The 20509-nt window shown below is 32.9% G+C and carries 13 protein-coding genes; 4 read left to right on the top strand and 9 right to left on the bottom strand.

The genetic code is table 11. From position 1 onward, the window contains the following. Positions 1-38: 38 nt before the first annotated feature. Together ACKC83_RS07040 and ACKC83_RS07035 are read left to right on the top strand one after the other, a co-directional pair. The gene (locus ACKC83_RS07040) at positions 39-4022 is read left to right on the top strand and encodes a PAS domain-containing protein (protein WP_434037522.1); all 3984 of its coding nucleotides are present in this window, start codon (positions 39-41) and stop codon (positions 4020-4022) included. Positions 4023-4053: 31 nt separating this feature from the next. Continuing rightward, entirely contained in the window at positions 4054-4773 is a 720-nt protein-coding gene (locus ACKC83_RS07035) for a hypothetical protein (protein ID WP_434037521.1), read from the top strand. Positions 4774-4971: 198 nt separating this feature from the next. Here the strand turns inward: ACKC83_RS07035 and ACKC83_RS07030 are convergent, their stop codons facing one another. The 4 genes from ACKC83_RS07030 to ACKC83_RS07015 form a co-directional block, all read right to left on the bottom strand. Then, complete coding sequence (locus ACKC83_RS07030; protein ID WP_434037520.1) at positions 4972-6219, bottom strand: DUF4374 domain-containing protein; 1248 nt, start codon at positions 6217-6219, stop codon at positions 4972-4974. 97 nt (positions 6220-6316) lie between these two features. Beyond that, a complete protein-coding gene (locus tag ACKC83_RS07025; RefSeq protein WP_434037519.1) occupies positions 6317-8689 on the bottom strand; it encodes a TonB-dependent receptor in 2373 nt (790 codons plus the stop codon). 265 nt (positions 8690-8954) lie between these two features. Continuing rightward, positions 8955-10523, bottom strand: coding sequence for a PepSY-associated TM helix domain-containing protein (locus ACKC83_RS07020; protein WP_434037518.1), 1569 nt, complete (start codon positions 10521-10523; stop codon positions 8955-8957). A gap of 12 nt (positions 10524-10535) precedes the next feature. Beyond that, positions 10536-10826 carry a hypothetical protein gene (locus tag ACKC83_RS07015; protein WP_434037517.1) on the bottom strand — a complete coding sequence of 97 codons (291 nt, stop codon included), beginning with the start codon at positions 10824-10826 and terminating at the stop codon, positions 10536-10538. Between the two features lie 43 nt (positions 10827-10869). On the opposite strand from ACKC83_RS07015, the gene ACKC83_RS07010 reads away from it, so the two are divergent. After that, complete coding sequence (locus ACKC83_RS07010; RefSeq protein ID WP_434037516.1) at positions 10870-11127, top strand: hypothetical protein; 258 nt, start codon at positions 10870-10872, stop codon at positions 11125-11127. A gap of 94 nt (positions 11128-11221) precedes the next feature. Here ACKC83_RS07010 and ACKC83_RS07005 read toward each other — a convergent pair whose 3' ends face one another. Then, positions 11222-11929, bottom strand: coding sequence for a hypothetical protein (locus ACKC83_RS07005; RefSeq protein WP_434037515.1), 708 nt, complete (start codon positions 11927-11929; stop codon positions 11222-11224). 229 nt (positions 11930-12158) lie between these two features. Between ACKC83_RS07005 and ACKC83_RS07000 the strand changes: the two genes are divergently transcribed. After that, a complete protein-coding gene (locus tag ACKC83_RS07000) occupies positions 12159-13145 on the top strand; it encodes a helix-turn-helix transcriptional regulator (protein WP_434037514.1) in 987 nt (328 codons plus the stop codon). Positions 13146-13171: 26 nt separating this feature from the next. Here ACKC83_RS07000 and ACKC83_RS06995 read toward each other — a convergent pair whose 3' ends face one another. The 4 genes from ACKC83_RS06995 to ACKC83_RS06980 all read right to left on the bottom strand — a co-directional run bounded on the left by ACKC83_RS06995 (position 13172) and on the right by ACKC83_RS06980 (position 20393). Next, positions 13172-14590 (bottom strand): fibronectin type III domain-containing protein, encoded by a 1419-nt coding sequence (locus tag ACKC83_RS06995; RefSeq protein ID WP_434037513.1) that lies wholly within the window; start codon positions 14588-14590, stop codon positions 13172-13174. A 127-nt stretch (positions 14591-14717) separates the two neighbouring features. Further along, on the bottom strand, positions 14718-15572 hold the full coding sequence (locus ACKC83_RS06990; protein WP_414036398.1) for a glycerophosphodiester phosphodiesterase family protein: 855 nt from the start codon (positions 15570-15572) through the stop codon (positions 14718-14720). A gap of 1 nt (position 15573) precedes the next feature. Beyond that, positions 15574-17118 (bottom strand): RagB/SusD family nutrient uptake outer membrane protein, encoded by a 1545-nt coding sequence (locus ACKC83_RS06985; RefSeq protein ID WP_434037512.1) that lies wholly within the window; start codon positions 17116-17118, stop codon positions 15574-15576. A gap of 11 nt (positions 17119-17129) precedes the next feature. Further along, positions 17130-20393, bottom strand: coding sequence for a SusC/RagA family TonB-linked outer membrane protein (locus ACKC83_RS06980; RefSeq protein WP_434037511.1), 3264 nt, complete (start codon positions 20391-20393; stop codon positions 17130-17132). Positions 20394-20509 lie beyond the last annotated feature (116 nt).

Genomic DNA, 20509 nt, shown 5'->3' with positions numbered 1-20509 from the left:
AGCAACCTACTGCTTTATAGAAAATAAAAAATTTAATTATGCCCCTACTTAATAAAATTTCTAAAAATGTTTCTTTAACCTTAATTATATTAGCGATTATAGTAATGCTGGGATGGTTTTTTAACATAGACCTCTTTACGCAAATTATTCCCGGATTACCTACTATGAAATTTAATACAGCGTTTTGCTTTTTGCTCTTAGCGACTATTATTTTATTTTATGGAAAAATTAAATACAAATACGTAGCGATAACCCTAAATTTATTTCTGTTTTCAATTGCTTCCCTGACACTATTCCAAGATGTTTTTAACTCTAATTTGGGCATTGATCAGTTATTTATAAATGATTTAAAAAGTAAATCTTTAGGAAACGCACACCCAGGAAGAATGTCTATGGCCACCTCCATATGCTTTGTATTAATGAGTTTAACACTCGCTTTTTTAAATTCTTCACGGAGAAGATTAAAAATCATTTCGGCTTATCTTGCTCATTTTATATCTATTATCTCTTTTCTAGCCATCACTGCATTTTTCTTTAAAATTTCTACATTAAATAAATTAAGCTTTATCTCGTCCATGGCAATCCATACGTCAATTGCTTTTTTAATGGCAAGTATCGCCGTGTCTCTTACTATGCCATATTTAGGTTTTACTAGGTTATTTAAAGGAAAAGAATTAGGAAATTTTATGATGAGAAGACTTTTCTTCCAATTACTAGCCTCTACTCTAATCCTTTCGTTTATTGTTATTTATCTCTATCGAAGAGACGTCATGGCCGCAGATTTTGCTATAGCCATTTTAGGTGTATGTTTTATTGCTATTATTATTATAGCCCTTACGTTTACCGTAAAATTTATTAATAAATTAGAACGGGAACGATTTTCAATCCAAGAAGAATTATCTATAACCAACACCTATCTTAATGCCACTCCAGACCCCATGATTGTCCTAAACAAACAGGGCGAAATCGAGGTCGTTAATCGTTTAATGAAGGATACATTTGGTTACACTCTAGACGAATTAGAAGGCAAGCAAATGAGCTCTCTTATCCCTGAAAGATTAAGAGAAAAGCTTAATTTACAATTAATGCAATATCTACAAGGCTGTTCAGACCGCAAGGTTAATTGTAAAGACGAAATGAATTCGTTAATGGTACAGATTCAGTTTATGCATAAAAACGGTACAGAGTTTCCTGTAGAAATGACTTTAAATTCTATTACCACTAAAAATGGCTTTGTCACATTGGTTGCATTTCGAGATATATCTAGACGTGTAAAAGCAGAAACAAAACTTGAAGTTGCAAACCACAAATTACAAGCCGCATTAGACGCCTCTATTATTGGAATTTGGGATTTAAATTTAATCGATAATTCTTTAAATTGGGACGACACTATGTTTCAGTTATATGGTATCACAGAAGACTTAGAAAAAGAGGATACTTTTGATCTTTGGAAAAACAGAATCCATCCAGAAGATGCAGATCGGATAGAATCTCAATTAACAAAAACTATTGAAGGTCAAGAAGAATACGATACCGATTATAGAGTGATTTGGCCTGACAAATCTATTCATTATATACGAGCCAAGGGGATGGTATATAAGGACGATGAAAATAAACCAATTCGAATTTTGGGAACCAATTGGGATATTACAAAGCAAAAAGAATACGAAGAAGCTTTACAGAATAGTACAAATCAGAACAAATTATTTATAGATGAAGCCCCTTCGGCTATTGCCATGTTAGATACGAATATGGTGTATTTAGCAGCTTCAAAAAAATGGTTAACAGATTACAGCTTACAAGAGGAAGTCATTGGCAAATCACATTACGATATCTTTCCTGAACTTGGAGAAGACTGGAGGAAAATATATAAAGAATGCCTTAATGGTGCAGAGAATTCTTCAGACGAAACCATGTTCGAACGTGCAGACGGCTCCATACAATGGCTAACGTGGCAAATAAAACCATGGTACGAAAGCGAAAATAAAATTGGTGGCTTGTTAATATATACGGCGAACATCACCCAGTTTAAAGAAACCGTAATGGAGCGTTTAAGACTGCAAAATATGCTTGAACAGTCTAACGAAATTGCATTAATAGGTAGTTGGGAAATAGACCTAATTAAGGAAAGTATTTATTGGAGTCCTGTAACCAGAAAAATCCATGAAGTTTCAGAAGATTACACTCCTAATATGGAAGAAGCTATTAACTTCTACTTAGAAAAAGATAGACCCGTAATTTTGAAGCGCATTAACGAAGCTTTAGAAAAAGGAGAAGCATTCGATGTTGAATCTCAAATTATCACTGCAAACAACACAACAAAATGGGTTAGAAGTATTGGTAGGGCCGAACGCATTAATAATAAAAACAGAAGGGTATATGGTATTTTTCAAGACATTACAAAACTTAAAAATTACGAATCGTCTTTAATTCAGGCTAAAAAACAAGCCGAAGTTGCTAATAAATCAAAATCTGAGTTTTTAGCAAATATGAGTCATGAAATTAGAACACCGCTAAACGGCGTTATTGGCTTTACCGATTTATTAATAAAAACACCACTTTCTAAGAGTCAGGCAGAATACGTTAAAACAGTGTATAGCTCTGCAAACTTATTGTTAGATGTTATTAACGATATTCTTGATTTTTCTAAAATTGAAGCCGGAAAATTAGAACTACACGAAGAGAAAACCGACATCTTTGAATTATGCCAACAAACCGTGGATATTATAAAATATCAGGCGGAAGAAAAGAATCTAGAAATCTTATTAGATATCGAGCCAACTATAAGTCGTTATATAGATGTAGACCCTATTAGGTTAAGACAAATTTTAACCAATTTATTAAGTAATGCGGTTAAGTTTACCGAAAATGGTGAAATAGAATTAAAAATATCACGAAGCAATTTTTCTACCGAAACTAACAAAGGCACCTTTACTTTTCAAGTTAGAGATACTGGTGTGGGAATAACACCTGAAAAATTAGATAAAATCTTTGGAGCTTTCGATCAGGAAGATAGTTCTACCACTAGAAAATATGGAGGTACAGGATTAGGCCTAACCATAAGCAACAAACTATTGGCTTTAATGGATAGTAAACTTGATGTTACGAGTGAACTAAATATAGGAAGTACATTTTCTTTTAAAGTAGATTTTAAATGCCATAGTAATTCTAAACTTTCTTTTAACCTAGATAAAAAATACAATAATATTCTTGTTATTGATGATAATCAGAATAATAGAAAAATCTTACAAGACATGCTCACCGTGGCAAATTGCACCAGTGAAATTGTATCTAATGCAATTGAAGCCATAGAAAAACTAGAACAGCCTAATACATTCGACTTGCTTATTGTAGATTATCATATGCCTTATATGAATGGAATAGACTTTATTAAATATGTAAGAAACACCATAGGACTAGATCATGAAAAACTGCCAATAATGCTACTTCACAGTACTGCAGACGACAAACTTATACTAGAAGCATCTAACGAATTTAATATAAAATACACCCATACAAAGCCAATCACTTTAGTACAATTATTAAGAATTATAAATCCGCACCAAAGTAAATCGAACATCATTACTAAAGATGCGGATATCGAACTACCTAAAATTATTGCAAAACACAATAGAGCTTTAAACAACATACTTGTAGCAGAAGACAATCCTGTTAATCAATTATTAGCAAAGGAATTAATAGGACAAATAATCCCAGAGGCCAATATAGTAATTGCTAACAATGGAAAGGAAGCCGTAGAATTTTATAAAAAATACAAATTTGATTTAATTTTCATGGATATTCAAATGCCAGAAATTAGCGGGATTGAAGCCACACAAATTATAAGAAAACTAGAAAAAGAAGATGAACATATTCTAATTATAGCATTAACTGCCAGAGTGTTTAAAGAAGAAAAAGATATCTGTATTGAGGCAGGAATGGACGATTATCTTACAAAACCTATACGCTTTAAAACACTTCAGAATTTATTAAAAAACTATACCAATGAAGGTATACAATAAGCTTTACCCTATTTTATTAAAATAATAATACATGCCCGAGACAAAAATTATTCTTATAGAACCAAATTTAAAAGATGCAGAAGACTTTTTAAATATTGGAAAAGAAAATAATTGGAAAGTAACCCATTTAACTAATAGCTTTAAGGCGCTTCAAATTGTAAAAAATGAAGCCGATTCTAATTGGTTACTTCTGGCATCTGATTTTTCAGAGCCACTAAAACCTGCACAACTTAAAAGTTATTTAAACGATATAAAAACTAGCCGAACACACGTTATTGAAATTAAAACGGCTAACAACGAAGAACTTAATTCTAATATAGTACAGCTTTCAAAACCTTTTAATGCTACGACTGTAGAGGCTATAAATTACCATTTAAAGGTGTCTGCAAATTTGTTGAAACCTCAGCCTTATTCATTAACGTACTTAAACGAACTTTCTAATAACGATGAGACATTTATAAAAAAAATATTGAAAACTTTTGTACTCACTGTAGGAGAGAAAATGGACGAAATGGAAACCCTAGCGGTTAACGCGAACACAGACATAAATGCCATTAAAGAAATTTCGCATACAGTAAAACCTTCTTTTGAGATGTTAATTAATCATACCGGTAAAGAATTGTGCCAAGCTATACTTAATAATGGTGCTCCAGAAGATAAAATGTCTTCTTACGTCTTAGCTTTAAAAGAAGAATATAAAAAAATAGTAACCTCAATTTCTAAAGATTACCCTAATCTTTTAGACGCATAAAATAAGATTAGGGCTTATTGTACATCTATTTTAGCACATGCTTTACCTTTTGAGTTTAGTAAAGTTGGCTACAAAATTGTTTTGACTTTAAACAAAAGCTAAAAAACTCTATGAATATATATTCATAGAGTTTAAATAATTAATACAAAATACTGTCTACTAATTCTGTTTGGGTTTTACAATTGTTTGTACCGTTACTTAATTTGCAGGATTTAATCTGTTTATAGCAGTTATAACACCACCTTCAACCTCTAGACCTTGCGTAGCTGTAGCAGTAGCGACATCAATATTATAAACAAAACTTCCTGTGTTTGTTGTAATACCTACGTATGCAGTTGTTTTATCTTCAGAAATATAAGTACTTCTAGATGTTACAACTACAATATCCTCTACATTAGGCGTACCGGTTACCATAGTTAGGGTTTCGCTATAAAGATCTACGATAGCGTATTCTTTTCCAGTGGTGTAAGCACCTCTATTAGCAACGTCCTCAAGATTAAGTAATAATTTTCCGTTACCTAAATACATCTGTGTTGTGGCATATTTCCCTCCTGTAGCCTCTTCAATATTAAAATAGAACGTATCAAATTCTGTTGCTCCACTTTTTATTCTAGTAATTGCTGAAGGTTTTGTTGACACAAAATCTCCATTAAATGTTGCAATAGATGATGAAAGCGCATACGTATCTCCTAATTCATCAACTGCTAAACCACTTGTAAAGTAACGTCCTATAAAACTTGTACGGTCGTCATGAATTGTTTTTTCATAAGCCATTTCAGGATAAGAGAAAACTGCAATATTGGCTTCGTCTGGATACAATGTACCATTTCTATCGTCGCCTGTTCCTTTTATAGTATAATAGGGTAAATAGACTTTGTTACCAACCTGAGTAATCCATGTAAAGAAAGCAATCTCTCCGTTTTCCTTAGCCGCCAATTCTTGTGTATTAATCTGACCTTCAGCAACGAATTGAGAAATTTGGGTATCTAAACTGTACCAATACGCCGTTGGATCGTCCGAACTTCTGGAGATTTTCATTAATAAAATATCATTATCAACAGGAGCGAACGCTTGAACGGTTTCCGATTGAAAATCTGATAATTTATCTAAAGATCCTGTATCATTTAATTGATACGTTGTTACAGCTCCAGGGTTCCCTTGCCCGTAAAGCATACTAAAAAACTTATTATTACTAGTAACATAATATCTATACGTTCCATCTTGCTCCAGTCCATTTCCAACGGTAGAGATAGAACCTTGGGTTAGGTCGTCTGCTGTAAGAATATAATCTGCTACACCTTCCGATGCCGTTGGTGTAGCCGTAATTATGTATTTCGCCTCTGCGCTTTCAGATCCTTCCTCAGGACTTGAATTGTCATCACTACTACATGATGTAAATAATGCGATTCCGGCAAATACACTAAAAAGAATGTGTGTGTTTTTCATTGTAAATAATTTATTAATTTGAAAAGATTTCTATGTAATTTGAATTTAATTTTTGAAGCTTGTTATAGGTCAGGAAAACGAAGCCAACAGCGGTATATTAAAAAAAAGTATATTTTATTTTCCCCGTAAAACTCCGTCCTGGTTTTTGCAGACTAAAATTATCATATAAGGTTTCGTCTAGTAGGTTCCTGCACTCTAGGGTAAACTGAAGTTTTTTATTAAAAGAATACGTTGCAGTTAAGTCGTGCGAAATCTGATCTGGAATATCTAGCTTACTACTATTGCTACCTAAACTTGGCCAATACAGGTAAAAAGAGTGTACATACAATGCGTTATAACCGATACTTAGGTGTCCGTTGTTTTTTCCAATATTAAAAAAATTATAACTTACTTCTGCATTACCATACAAATAAGGCATGTTTGGAATTCTATCTTTATAAACAATGCTAACAACCGTTTGGTTTTCTTCATATTTAGTATTATTACGAAGGTTTTGGTAGGTTACGTTCGCACCAATAATTAAACGATTATCCAGATGATATCTTACTTCTGCTTCTATACCTGCGCTAGTTACACCTCCTAGATTATCCATAGTAGTTGTGGCCTGATTTGGACTAAACTTTTCGCGAATAAAATCGTCTGCATCGCGGTAAAATCCACTTGTATTAATAGTGAACTGATGTTTTTTATTAATGTAAAACCAATAGCTAAGACCTAAATTATAATTACTACTATTTTCGGGTTTTAGATACTTATTCCCCTCCAGATTTACTTCATCACCAAAAATTTCATTGGCTTCAGGTAAGCGATAGCTTTCTTCGAAAGAAGCTTTAACTTGGAAATTTTCGTTAATAAAATGCGTTAAAGCAATTCCGTATCCCGTAGCATGAAATTTGTCTGTGTAATCGGTGTAAGCAATATCTCCATAATTTCCCGTAGGATTATAAGAATCGGCAAATGTGTTTTGCTGAAAGTATTGCTTTATAAACACAGAGGCATTCCAATTAGTTCTCTTATAATCGAATCCTAAACCAGTTATATTCTTTTTATTTTTTTTAGGCTGTTCGTAAATTTCATTGTCGGGATTCAATTCATTATGTCCAACTCGATTAAACGTATTAAAGGTATTACTAAGCACTACACTACTATGCTCATTAATGTTATAACTTAAATTTGCTGTAGAAATACCTGCGTTATTTTTGTATTTATATAAAGAATATGAGCGCTCTCCTCCTGCACCTTCATATTGTTTGTAATCTCCAAACCAATTATATCGTCGATTTACTGTATCTATATTTTTCTCTTGTCCTAGATTAATGTTTGCACTAAATTTCAGACTCAAATCTTTAATAATAAAGTCGTCTTTCTTATACTTTACACTAGGCATAATTATGTTTCCTCTGGTATGCCATTTTCCGAAAACACTAACAATTCTGGCGCCTGTTTGTATTTCTTTATAGTTTTGACCTAATGTGATTCCAAACAGCAACTCGTCTGCGAACTTTTTGTTTACTACTCCCATATTAAAAATTACAGTTTCGTTGTGGTAAGTATCATGAAAACGCTCGACTGTTTGATCTGGAAAATACTCTCCAGTATTTAAATCTGCTACATCTACATTCACTTTATAATTATTATCTGAATAATTTTGAAATGCATTTACCTGAGCGACAAAACCAGATTTAGCCACATAAATCGCATTTACGGTAGATCGATGTGTATTAAATGAACCATAAGAATATGAAGCTTCTAGGTGGTTTTTTGTGTAGGTATTAGTGATTATATTCACAGCACCGCCTAGCGCATCTGCTCCAAGACCTACAGGCACAACACCTTTGTACACCTCGATCCGTTCTGCCATGTTTATTGGAATATTGTTGATTTGAAACGATGACCCGAAGTTATCCATAGGAACACCGTCTATAAAAAATCGCACTTGATTTCCTTTAAATCCGTTAAGAGAGAAGCTCATTTGAGAGCCTACACCTCCACTTTCACGGACTCGGACACCAGAAACACGATCTAAGGCATGTCCTAAATCCAAGGAGGTATTATGCAGTTTTTCGGCGTCTACAACGCTTACATTAAATGATTTCTCTTTTACTTTCTGAATTTGACTCTTTCCAGTAACAAGAACTTCCTCTAACTCGGTATTTGAAGCCTTTAAAGCAAACGATAAGCTTTTACTTTCTCCTTGTTTTATATTAAAAGTGCTTTGTGTTGTTTTAAAACCTAAATAAGATATTAATAAGGTATACTCTCCGTTGTACTCTCCAAAAAAGGTAAAAATTCCATTCTGATCTGTAACCACCCCTTGATTGGTTTCTTTAATAATTACTGTCGCTCCTAAAATGGCTTTATTATTATCGTCGACAACCACACCAGTCACGATCCCTTGGGTAGACTGTGCTATGCTAAAAAGTGAAAACAAACAGAAATAAAAAGTAAGAAATATGTTTTGTATTTGCATTTTAAATTTATATTATTCTTATTTAGTCTAAATACTAATAAAATGCAAACTTATGTTTTACCATCTTCTGAAAGCATACGCAAAACGGATAAAAACCTACGTGAAACGGAATACATTAATCATGGAAATTCACTTAAAAAATGAATTCCTTGGTAAGAATAAAACGGCCCTAGAACTCCCCTAATCACAATTAAACAACTATTTACACAATTAAAAACTTAACTACCCTCTACAACATCAGTCCACATATTTAAAAAACAGTTTTTTATACTGTTTTCTTTTTTAATTTAAACACAACTGCAAGTGCTGTTAATGAAAGTAATATCCAAAAAATATCCATTACAAAAATTTGTGTGTATCCTTTTTGCCAAGTGACCCAAAACCAGTTTCCAGAAACAAATCCATTAGCAACAGGAACAAAAAATCCTAAAACACTACCTAATATTAAGGACGTCTTATTGGTGAAATAATTATCTTTTTTAATTATAAAAATGGTACTTAAAGCCAACCAACCATAGAAGAATACATTATATATTAATACTTTTTTTCCGCCTTCAAAATCATCTCCAAAACACTTTACAACTATAAAGATTAATGCTGTTATTGGATAGATACTTAAACAAATGGCCATATAAATATGCACTAACCAACTGTTGAATTTTTGTTTATACACAGGCACATTACTCTTATCACGAGCAACTAGCCAAATTAAAACTCCAGAGATAATAACAAAGCAAGTAATAAGCCCCAGTACAAAGTTAATTAACTTCATACCATAGCCTCCGTAATCGCCAAAATGCAAGCGTTTTAAAATATTTGTAGAACCTTCTAAATAAGATGTTTTTGCATACGGATCTTTTTCATCTACTACACTGCCATCTCTAGCGTTAAAAGTGACATAGCCACTAGTTAAAAGTTTATCGTTATAAAAAGGAGAGCCTTTAACCTTGACATGCATATTTTTATCTCCATAGTTAAAAATCTGGAGACCATTAATCTTAATCTCGGGCCACTTTTGTTTAGTTTTTGCAACCAAATCGTTAAAAGAAACAGAGGTATCTAATGCTTCACCTTTTAATTTGTATTCTATAATTTTTTCTGCACTTACTGCCTCTTTAAAACCTTTAGAATCGTTTTTAAATAACACAGATTCTATTGGAGGAAGCATAATACTGTATCCAATAATTAAATATGCTCCAGTTACGGCGAACATAAATTGAAAAGGAAGACCTATAATCCCTAAAGACACATGTGCATCTGTCCAAATTGTTTTCCATTTGGTATTGGGTCTAAAAACATAAAAACTAGATATTATTTTTTTCCAATGTACTATAACACCAGTAAGTATGGCAAAAAGGAAGAAAAAGGCAACAAGACCAGCCAATACATATCCCGATTGACCAATAAGATTCAGTTGTGCAAAAAAATGTAGTCTATAAAAAAACTCACCTAGCGTATAAGATTCGGCATATTTTTCGGTTTTATAAGTAGAAAGATTGGTTACAAAAAAATTCCGTCGTCCTCTCCTTTTAGTGACTTTCTTGTTCTTTGGAGGCGATATAAGTGTCGATGCCATCTGGCCTTCAATACGCTGATTAAATGACACATCTCTATTTCTTAATTCATGATCTCCTTCTAGAGATTTTAATAAACTGTCAAAATCGACTTCACTAAAATAATTATCGGTAACGGGCTCGTTTCGTTCCCAAGCAATAATTTCATCCCTTAAAAAAGAGATAGACCCCGTAAAAAAAATAACATACAACGCAGCACTAATAATTATACCACTAATAGTATGTGTATGAAACATAATATTATATACTCTTTTAGACATAAAGACTATTTGTTAAATAATGAAAGGTTGTTTGTAACAGATAAGTGCATAAAACACAAGACTTATGAGCAAGTAAATGCCCCATATTTTTAATCCGTTTTTTGCTAAAAAAGAAATAATAAAAAGGGCCGTCCAAAGGATAAAACCTGCAAAACGAACGGTTATTAGCGCATTAGGGACATCCCACCATACAACTAAAAACATATGAAATACTTCGGTAACCAAGTAACCACCAATAAAACCTGCGGTTATTTTAATTACGCGTTGCAAAGGCGAGGATAAATGTTTTTTATTTGCTGGCATATTTAATTAAGAAAGGTATATTTCAATTCCGAGAGAAAGAATTGTGATTAGTATTACAGTAGAAAGTTTAAAAAAACGAAGAGGTGCTACCAATACCACTAAACTAGCAACGGTCATTAAAATGACTAGAAAAGAGAACACTCCTGCCCCAATTCCTAAATCTATTATACAACGTATCATACTCACTAACAGGAAACATCCAGCACTGTATTTACTAATTTGTACATTTTCGTTTATCCTCTTTTGGAATTCTAGTTTAAGTAATAATGGCGCACGTTTACTCGTGCTATACAACATGTAAAAACCTAGTAAAGCAAAACTTGAAGCTAAAGTGATCATGGAATCTTTAAAATTATTGAAATGATTTTTTATAAAAACAGCTCTTACATTTACAATTAGTTGAAGTTTACAACAGAAGTAATAATTCTGAACTTTTCTGAATACGCCTCTTCTAAAACTTCCTCTTTTTGGAAAGCCTCAAACACATGCTGTCCTTCTGATTCAGGTGTAAAAGAAATGATTCCTAATACATTGGTATTTATTATTGGTAGCAGGCCATTTGGAGCAAAAACTTTTACTGCGGTCTCTGGCAATACTTTCCCATTAGACACTAATATCATTGAAATTTGTTTTGTGTTATGCGTATCTGTTTTATACATACACAACACATTTCCTAAAGGCATTTCTTGAGAGCTTATTTCCTTATTTTGTTCACCCACAGTAACCTTAACAGACGTATTAAATTTGTATTGGGTATTCTTAATTATCGTTGAAACAGTATGATGGATAGACACATAATAGTGCCCTTGAATTAAAGGCGTGAAAAATGCTGTATAGTAATAGTCGTGACCACTTCTTACATCAAGCTTCTCTTGCATTCCATTAGGTAGCGTTAACCAAAGTGTGAATTCTTTTGTGTCTGACCACCAATCTTCAATACGCTCTTTTTTTAAATCTTCCGGTTCGGCATAAAAAATAGTAATGTTTTGAGGTTTTCCTAATTCCCCTTTGTCTTTGGTTTCTATAAATAGCGCATGAGCAAACATGTTAGTAGTATAAACACAAAAAAACAGAAGCGTAAATAGTGATTTTATTAATTTCATTTTATGTCGAATTACACTATTAATTATATTAAGTCTAAATAAATTTAAATTCAAAATTATTATATTTTTAAGCCGTTTAATTTACGCTAAACGGAATATTTTATACGCGAAACGGAGCATTACGAGAAGTTACGTAAAATAATACTTTTTGTTTATTTAGATTAAATATAAATAATATACATTTGCTAAACCGACAAAAAACCGATTGATAAATGTGTAAAACAGGGTCATGATAAACAGTGTAATAATTGAAAACAATAATGAAACCATTTTCGATAAGACCCCAGATATTGCTGAGATAGACGAATGTGGGACTCAAGATTTTTATACCTCATTTATAGATAGAACATATAATGGATGGTACAAAGAGCAAATATTTGATAATTTTAAAATTGGCTATGGTGCTTTAAATGGAGCTAATAAAAAAAGAATAAAATTCAGTTTTAACCAAGAAACTATTGGGATGATTTTTATTTTAAAAGGAGCTTTAAGCATGAATGTTAATAACGCTTTATACACCAATCATTTCGAAACCAACGAGCATAATATATTTTATTACACAAGTGCAAATGATGTCATTGAAATTACAGATAATACCGTATCAATAGTTCGTATAAATTTTTCGGTTAACTTTTTCAATCAGTTTTTACCTGCAGATCATAAATTTGAGAACTTCAGAAAACAAATTAAGCGTAACAAAAGCCGAACGCTTGAAAAACAAAATTATCAAATTACCCCACAAATGCATTTAATCATTGATAATATTCTTCATTCCAAACGCAAAGGGTTTTACAGAAAAATTAATATGAATGCTTTAGTCTTCGAACTGTTGCTACTGCAATTAGATATGTTTAATCAGGGTATCCAAAAAGATATACATATTTGCGATACCAAAAAGATTATTAGGATTAAAGAATATTTAGACTACCACTACACACAGCCAATGACCTTAGAGTTTTTATGCAAAAAATTCGGAACTAATGAATTTGCTTTAAAAAAAGGATTTAAGTCTACTTTTGGCAACACTGTTTTTGGATATATATCGGATTTAAAAATGCACAAAGCCAGAAATTTGTTAATCGAAAATAAGATCTCTATTGGAGATGTCTCCGAAGTAATTGGCTATAAAAACGCACAACATTTTTCTACAGCATTTAAAAAGAAATTTGGACTTACACCTAGCAAATTTATTAGCAGTAACCCTAAGGATATTTAATTATTATGCGTTTAACAAGCTCTTGTTTATTCCTTTATAAAATCTTTTTTAAAACGTGTAAATTCATTTAAATCAGAATTATTAATTAAGGTCTTACGTCCGTTTTCCTTAATCAATTGAAAACTATCATACAAGCTTCCCATAGTGGTATAAGCATTGTATTTTAGAGTATCATTATCTATCGTAATAATTTGAAATAGTTGCGTAAACTCGCCACGTTTAACCATCCAATTTTTATCTTGAGATTCATACATTTTTGGTCCGCTTACTGAAACGGCATAGATTGCTCCTGCATCTTCCACAATTGTTTTTCCTGTTGTTTCGTTTGTATCGTATCCTCTTGCATATGTATGATCGTGCCCCTGAAGTACTAAATCTACTTTATATTTATCGATTAAAGGTTTTATAGCTTCTCTTAACTTGGTGTTGTCTCTCCCCTTAGCCGTAGAGAACACTGGGTGATGCATTGTAATGGCAACCCATTTTTTGTCGTTGGATTGTAAAACAGAGTCTAACCATTTTACTTGAGCATCTCTAGGAGTATCATCATTGCCTAAACTCTGAGAGTCTAAGGATATAAGTTTTAGATTCTGATAATCGAGTGAGTAGCACGTTTCCATTACTGCTTCTGTGGGGCCATTTTGTGGTAAATTAAATTGAGGTCGCCACAGACTAGATAATTTTGTTCTATCCTTCATCTTATCGTATTCATGATTGCCCGGAGTCATAATACTAGGTACTGTTGCATGTATAAAACTTCCAGCATAAAACCATTCTCCCCACTCACGATCTGATTCGCTATGATTAATTAGATCTCCTGCGTGTAACATAAAATCTACTTCTGGCAACATTTTATAAGATTTACGAATTACTCTAGACCACATAGATTTTACATCATTTTGTGCATCTCCAAAATAAATAAAGCTGAAGGCATCATTTTTATTCTTCGAAGGCATTTTAATTTGAAACCATTCACTCCAAGTATCGTCGTTTGTTTGACCATCACCTACGCGATATACATAAGTTGCCCCAGGTTTTAAGTCTGTTACTGTAACGGAATGATACGCTGCTTGAACTAACGGCTCCTTATCTCGAACATTTTCTAAGTCCAAAAATTCTGTCTTTGCAGAAACTCGGGTGACATTATTATTCAATAAAAAATCGGGTCCATGCGTTTCTTCCGCCATTTCAACATAGGCCGTGTCTATATCTTGATCTGTTCGCCAATTTATTGCCACACTATGTCGCGGATCTTCGGTTAAATTAAGGATAATGCGATCTGGTGTTTTAGACGGGAAAATTAATTTATGAGCCGGGACATGAGACAACGATGAATAATGCGAATGGCCATGCGCTTCTGTTTGTTTAATTTCATTTGTTTCATGCTTCACTTTGCATGAAATAAAAAGTAATGCGATAGAAAAAAGTAATCCAGTTGTTTTCATATTATTTATTATTATATAATATTTAGAGCGTGAAAAAATTAAGCTTTTAGAGAAAATGGTTAGTAAAAAAGAACCCTACAAATACTAAGTACCCATAGAGTCCTAATCAAATAACAAAACAAAAAAATTAATTTCTATAACCTTTCATATTCAAATAATCTAGAAGTTGCTGCGGATGATCTGTTTGAATTACATTAATATATTTCTTATCAAAGCACTTTTCAAAGCCAGAGTATTTTTCCACTGTTTCCATATCGTCATAATCTCCTAAGGCATTTACCCAAACTCGCATTCCTTTATCGAAAGCTTTTTTTAATAAGTTATCGGTATAAAATCTGTCGTCTACCTGGATGACTGTGATGTAATCGTATTTCAAGATATTTTCTACATCTTCGGCAGAATATGCTCTTGGCATAATTTTGACATTAGGATTTATAGCGTGAATTTTTGGAGCTTTTGTGTAGTCATACAAATAAAAAATAACCTCTTTTTCTACTTGATACTTTTCAATGAGTTTGAATGCAGTCTTAGCACCACGTTCTGATAACGATTTAAAATCTAGATCTAAGAATATTTTCCCTTTGGTAAACTGAAAAACTTCTGCTAAAGTCAGAATTTTTTGATCTGTAATACTATCATCTATTTTTAGTTTTAAGTTCTTTAAATCTTTCCATTCTAAATCTTTAACAAGGCCTGTACCATTAGTAGATCGATCGATACTACTATCGTGCATAATAATTAGCTTCCCATCTTTAGTTTCTCTAACATCTATTTCGACTATATCGACACCTATCCTGATCGCTTCATTTATAGCTTCAACAGAATTTTCTGGATATTTGTCATGAACTGCTCTATGAGCAACAGCCATAACATAGTCTTGATTATTATAGTTGGTAATTAAACTATCTAACTTTGTATTTTGTGCATAACTTGTTAAGCTTATAATCGTTATAGCTAACAAAAAAAGTATATTATTTTTCATTCTAGTATCCTGTATTTTGTGGAAATTCAACATCACTTAAATCTATTTGGGCTTGAGGTATCGGTCTTAAAACATGATAATTTTTAATGTTTTTAGATCCATTTGGGTTATAATTTTTTACTCGTTCTTCTAGTTTACCTGTTCTAACTAAATCCATCCAACGCATGGCTTCACCTCCCAACTCTCTAGCCCTTTCGTCTAAAATAAAATCAAGAGTAACATCACTTGCAGTAACCGGAGATAACTGCGTATTAGGTTTCGCGGCTCTTTCCCGAACTGTGTTAATATAATTTACTGCTTCTGCTTGTTTACCTTGGAAAAACAAAGCTTCCGCGACTAACAAATACGTATCTGACAAACGACTCACGAAAAAGTCTCTAAATCCAGCTTGATCCTGAAAACTCGCTCGAGTTGGATCGTCGTGTTTTTTCATTCCCCAGTGCATTTTATCTATATTTGGTGCTATTTTAGAGTATGTCCCATCTTCTGCTTCCCATATTACAGTATCTCCTATTGCCATACCATCGGGTATTGATTCTGCATTGTTATAGGTCCATGTATACCTAAAGGTTTCATCGAAACGGGCATCATTCTTTTCAAATAAAGTTCTAAAAAATTCTGTAGGTCTAAATCTTGTATATGGTCTCCCTCCCTGAGTAACATCTCGGCTTAAACCAGGGAATTGATCGTAAGCGGGAGTAAAAAATAAATGGCCTTGATTACCACTTCCGTTGCTTAATGGATCTGTACCGTATTGCACAGAAAAAATAATCTCACTATTCACTTGATTGTTATAATCGAAAACCTCTTCGTAGGTATTTAATAACTGATATGGCCCATGTTCTATAAGTTCCATTCCATTTTTTTCGGCAGATGCATAATCTTTCATTAGTAAATTAATCTTCACTAATTGATGAAGCGCAGCGCCTTTTGTCACACGACCTATGTTTGAAGATGTCCAATCTAAATTATCAATCGCAAATTCGGTATCTGCTTTCATGAACTCCCAAATCGTCTCTTTAGACGTTCTAACACCATCTGTTTCTACCCCTTTCGTTTCGGTTTGTTTTAAAACAACATCTCCAAATTGCAGGGTTAACCAGTAATAGTAATGAGCTCTTAAAAATCTAACCTCTGCTTTAAATGTAGTTTTTTTAGCTTCAGATAAATCTGCTACAGCATCTATGCGTTCTAAAACAGTATTGGCTGCATTAATTCCTAAATAACAATCTGTCCAAAGATTGTTTATATAACTCATGGATGAATTAAGCTCGGACGTATACATATCCATGGCTTTATAACCACCATCTTTTCCATGTCTAAATAAATCTGTACCAAACGTGGTAAGTGTAAATCCTGTTTGAGATCCGTATATATCTCTTAAAAGAGAGTAAGTTCCATTAACTCCATTTTCTATTCCTGTAGCCGTTTTATAAATAACATCTGGTGTGGCTTCAGAAATAGGTTCTTCTTCTAAGCTACATGAGGTTGTAATTAAAAACAAACCGAAAGTTAGTAATACAACGTTTTTAAATTCTTTTTTCATTTTTAGGTCAGTTAAAAGGTTAAATTTAATCCCATTGAAATGGTTTTAATAGAAGGATATAAGGCTCTTTCACCATTCGATTCGAATTCCGGATCTAAACCATTATAAGATGTAAAAGTGAAAGGATTATCGGCCTTAACATTAAAGGTTAATTCTCTTATTTTTAATTTTTCCAATATCGGACTTGGTAGAGCATAGCTTAATACTATATTACGAACACGCACAAAACTCACATCTTTGTAGGCCAAAGTAGAGCCTAGATATACACTTTCCTGACTAACATTAGGTCTAGGATTTTCGTTTGTCGGGTTTTCTGGCGTCCAGTAATCCACATCTAAGTTGTTATACCTTCCTGCTAACCTGTTATTATTGCCATACCATTCCGAATAGGTTTTAACATTCTGTCTTGTATATAAAACAAATGAAAATCCAAATCCTTTATAGTATAATCTATTGGTTAAACCTCCAATCCAATCTGGAGTAGACGATCCTAAAATCACACGATCATCGGCGTTAATTACACCATCCTCATTTACATCTTGCACTTTAATTTGCCCTGGTTCGAAACCATAACTTGAGGCAAGTTCGGCTTCATCCAATTGCCAGATGCCTAGTTTATTATAATCGTAGAAGACATTTATTGGATTTCCCAAAAACCATTCATTTCCTATATCGTCTGTACCATCGCCATATAACTCGGTAATTTTATTGGTGTTTTTAGAGAAGTTTAAATCTATGTTCCAATTAAAATCTGCTGTACTTATTATATTATTAATAGATAAGCTAGCTTCAATTCCTTTATTTTGTGTAGAACCAATGTTTTCTAGGACGGTAGAGAATCCTGAGCTAGAAGGTAAACTACGAGGCAACAAAAGATCGTCTGTATTTGCTACGTAATAATTAATAGAACCACTTAACCTTTGTTTCCATAACTGAAAATCTAAACCTACATTGAGTTGTTTCGTTGTTTCCCATGTTAAATTAGGATTAGACACAGAATTAGGGATAAAACCAATCACGCCATTATCGCCAAACATATATTGCTTTTTTTCTAATACACTAAAGGTCTGATACGGATCGATTCCAGTATTACCGGTTTCCCCATAACTTACTCTAAATTTTAAATCGGAAATCACATTCTTAGAAACATTATCAAAAAATGCTTCTTCAGACACTCTCCAAGCTATGGCCGCAGAAGGAAAAAAGCCCCATTTATTACCTTCGGAAAATCTTGAAGATCCATCGGCTCTTGCTGTAGCAGTAAAAAGATATCTGTCGTCGTACTGATAGTTAATTCTACCCGTAAAAGACACTAAATCCCAATCTTTATAATTACTACCTACACTAGATACTTCTCCTGCAGTGGCTAAATTGTGATAGCCTTGAGAATCGTAAGGTAAATTTTTAACATTGCTGTAATTTGTTTTGGAAGTTTGTGTTTGAAAACTTTGAACTCCAGTAGCCGTAAACTGATGTTTCTCACCAAACGTATTCGAGTAGTTCAAAATATTTTCAATAGTAAACGAAAAGGTATCAGAATCGCTTATTCCCGCAGAAGATAAACCACCCTGATTATTTGTGGTCTCACTGCCATAAAAATAACCCCGATTTCCAATTTCTAAATCTGGACCAATATTTAATCTATAACTTAAATGATCGTTAAATTCATATTCCCCATAAATACTTGCAAATACATGAGTGACATATCTTTCATCTAAAGAGTTTGCTAAATCCGATAATGGATTTACTCTTTGACTTTCATCATTTGTAGGTCTGTAACGTATAGAACCATCGTCGTTATAAGCAACCCCTAGCGGACTTAATCTTAAAACGTTATCATACAAATCGTTCTGAACCACATTTTGTTTAGATCGACTTAAGAAAGACGACACGCCAACTTTGAATGCATTTACTTTATGATCTAAATTAATTCTAATTGAACCTCTTTGATAATCGGCATTATCCACAACTCCGCTTTCTTGATAAAAGTTTAAGGATGTAGCAAATTGGGTATTTTCTTTACCACCGGTAATTGATAACTGATAATTTTCTTTATTCCCCGGATGGTAAATAAAATCTTGCCAATCTGTATCTGTCCCGTTCTCTATCGACGCTAATGCGATATTATCAAAAATGTCTTCGTCGTCAGGATAATTACCATTTGCGGTTACAGTTCGGTTTGCTTCTCTTCTTAACTGTGCAAATTCTTCTCCATTCATTAAATCCAAACTATTTATAGGCGTTGTAATCCCATAATACGTACTAAACGTTGTTCTAGTCTCTCCCGATTTTCCACGTTTGGTTGTAATTAAAATGACACCGTTGGAGGCTCTAGAGCCATAAATAGCAGTTGCAGAAGCATCTTTAAGCACTTCCATTGAAGCAATATCATTCGGGTTAATATCGTCGAACCCTGTATTTAAAGGAATACCATCTAACACGATTAACGGATTATTATTTGCGCCTATAGAATTATCTCCACGGATACTAATATTAACAGAACTACCTGGTTCGTTACTCGAATTGAACACATCGACTCCTGCAACTTTCCCTTTAATTGCACTTAAAGGGTTTGAAACTGGAATTTCCGAAAAATCCTTTTCATTAACAGAAGCTACGGCCCCTGTAACATCTCTTTTCTTCTGTTTACCATATCCAATAACAAGAATTTCGTTAAGCCCCGTGATATCCTCTATCATTCGAACCTGAATATACGACGAAGCCTTAATTTCTTTTTTGTTGTAACCTATATGCGTAAATACAAGTATGTCGTTAACCGCATTGATTTCCAATTCAAATTTTCCATCAAAATCTGTTATGGTTCCGGTTTGCGTTCCCTTTAACAATACATCTACTCCAGGAAGTGGCATATTATTTTCGTCGGTAACTAAACCTCTGCTTAAAAAGGGTACTTCTAATTCATTTTGTTTTTTAATTCTTACAGAAACTGTATTATTAGATATACTGTAGTCGATGTTCATTTGAACCACGAGTTGATTCAAAACATTAGAAACATTGGTTATTTTATTAGAATACGAAATGGTATTTTTAATGTCTCGAACCTCATCAGGAAATATAAAATTTAAAGACGTTTGGTTTTCTATAGATTCGAAAACTTCAATAATAGTTGCGTCTTGTATGTTTAACACAACCTTTATTTGATTTAAATTAATTGGATTTAATGGTTTTGCATTTGAAATTTGAAAACAACAAATCAAGAATAGAACAATTCCGAATTGCAGTCGTTTTATACTTTTTTTTGAAACAAAATACATATTTTGAATATATTTGATATTAAATTAATTTTCACAGATTAGTTTTTTACTACTGCTCGATACGGATTGCACTCCTTATCGGGCTTTTTTTTAGGTCTTATTTTTACATAGGCATT

Source organism: Formosa bonchosmolovskayae, assembly GCF_051016085.1.
GTDB lineage: Bacteria > Bacteroidota > Bacteroidia > Flavobacteriales > Flavobacteriaceae > Formosa.
This window is presented reverse-complemented; position numbering and strand designations above follow the sequence as displayed.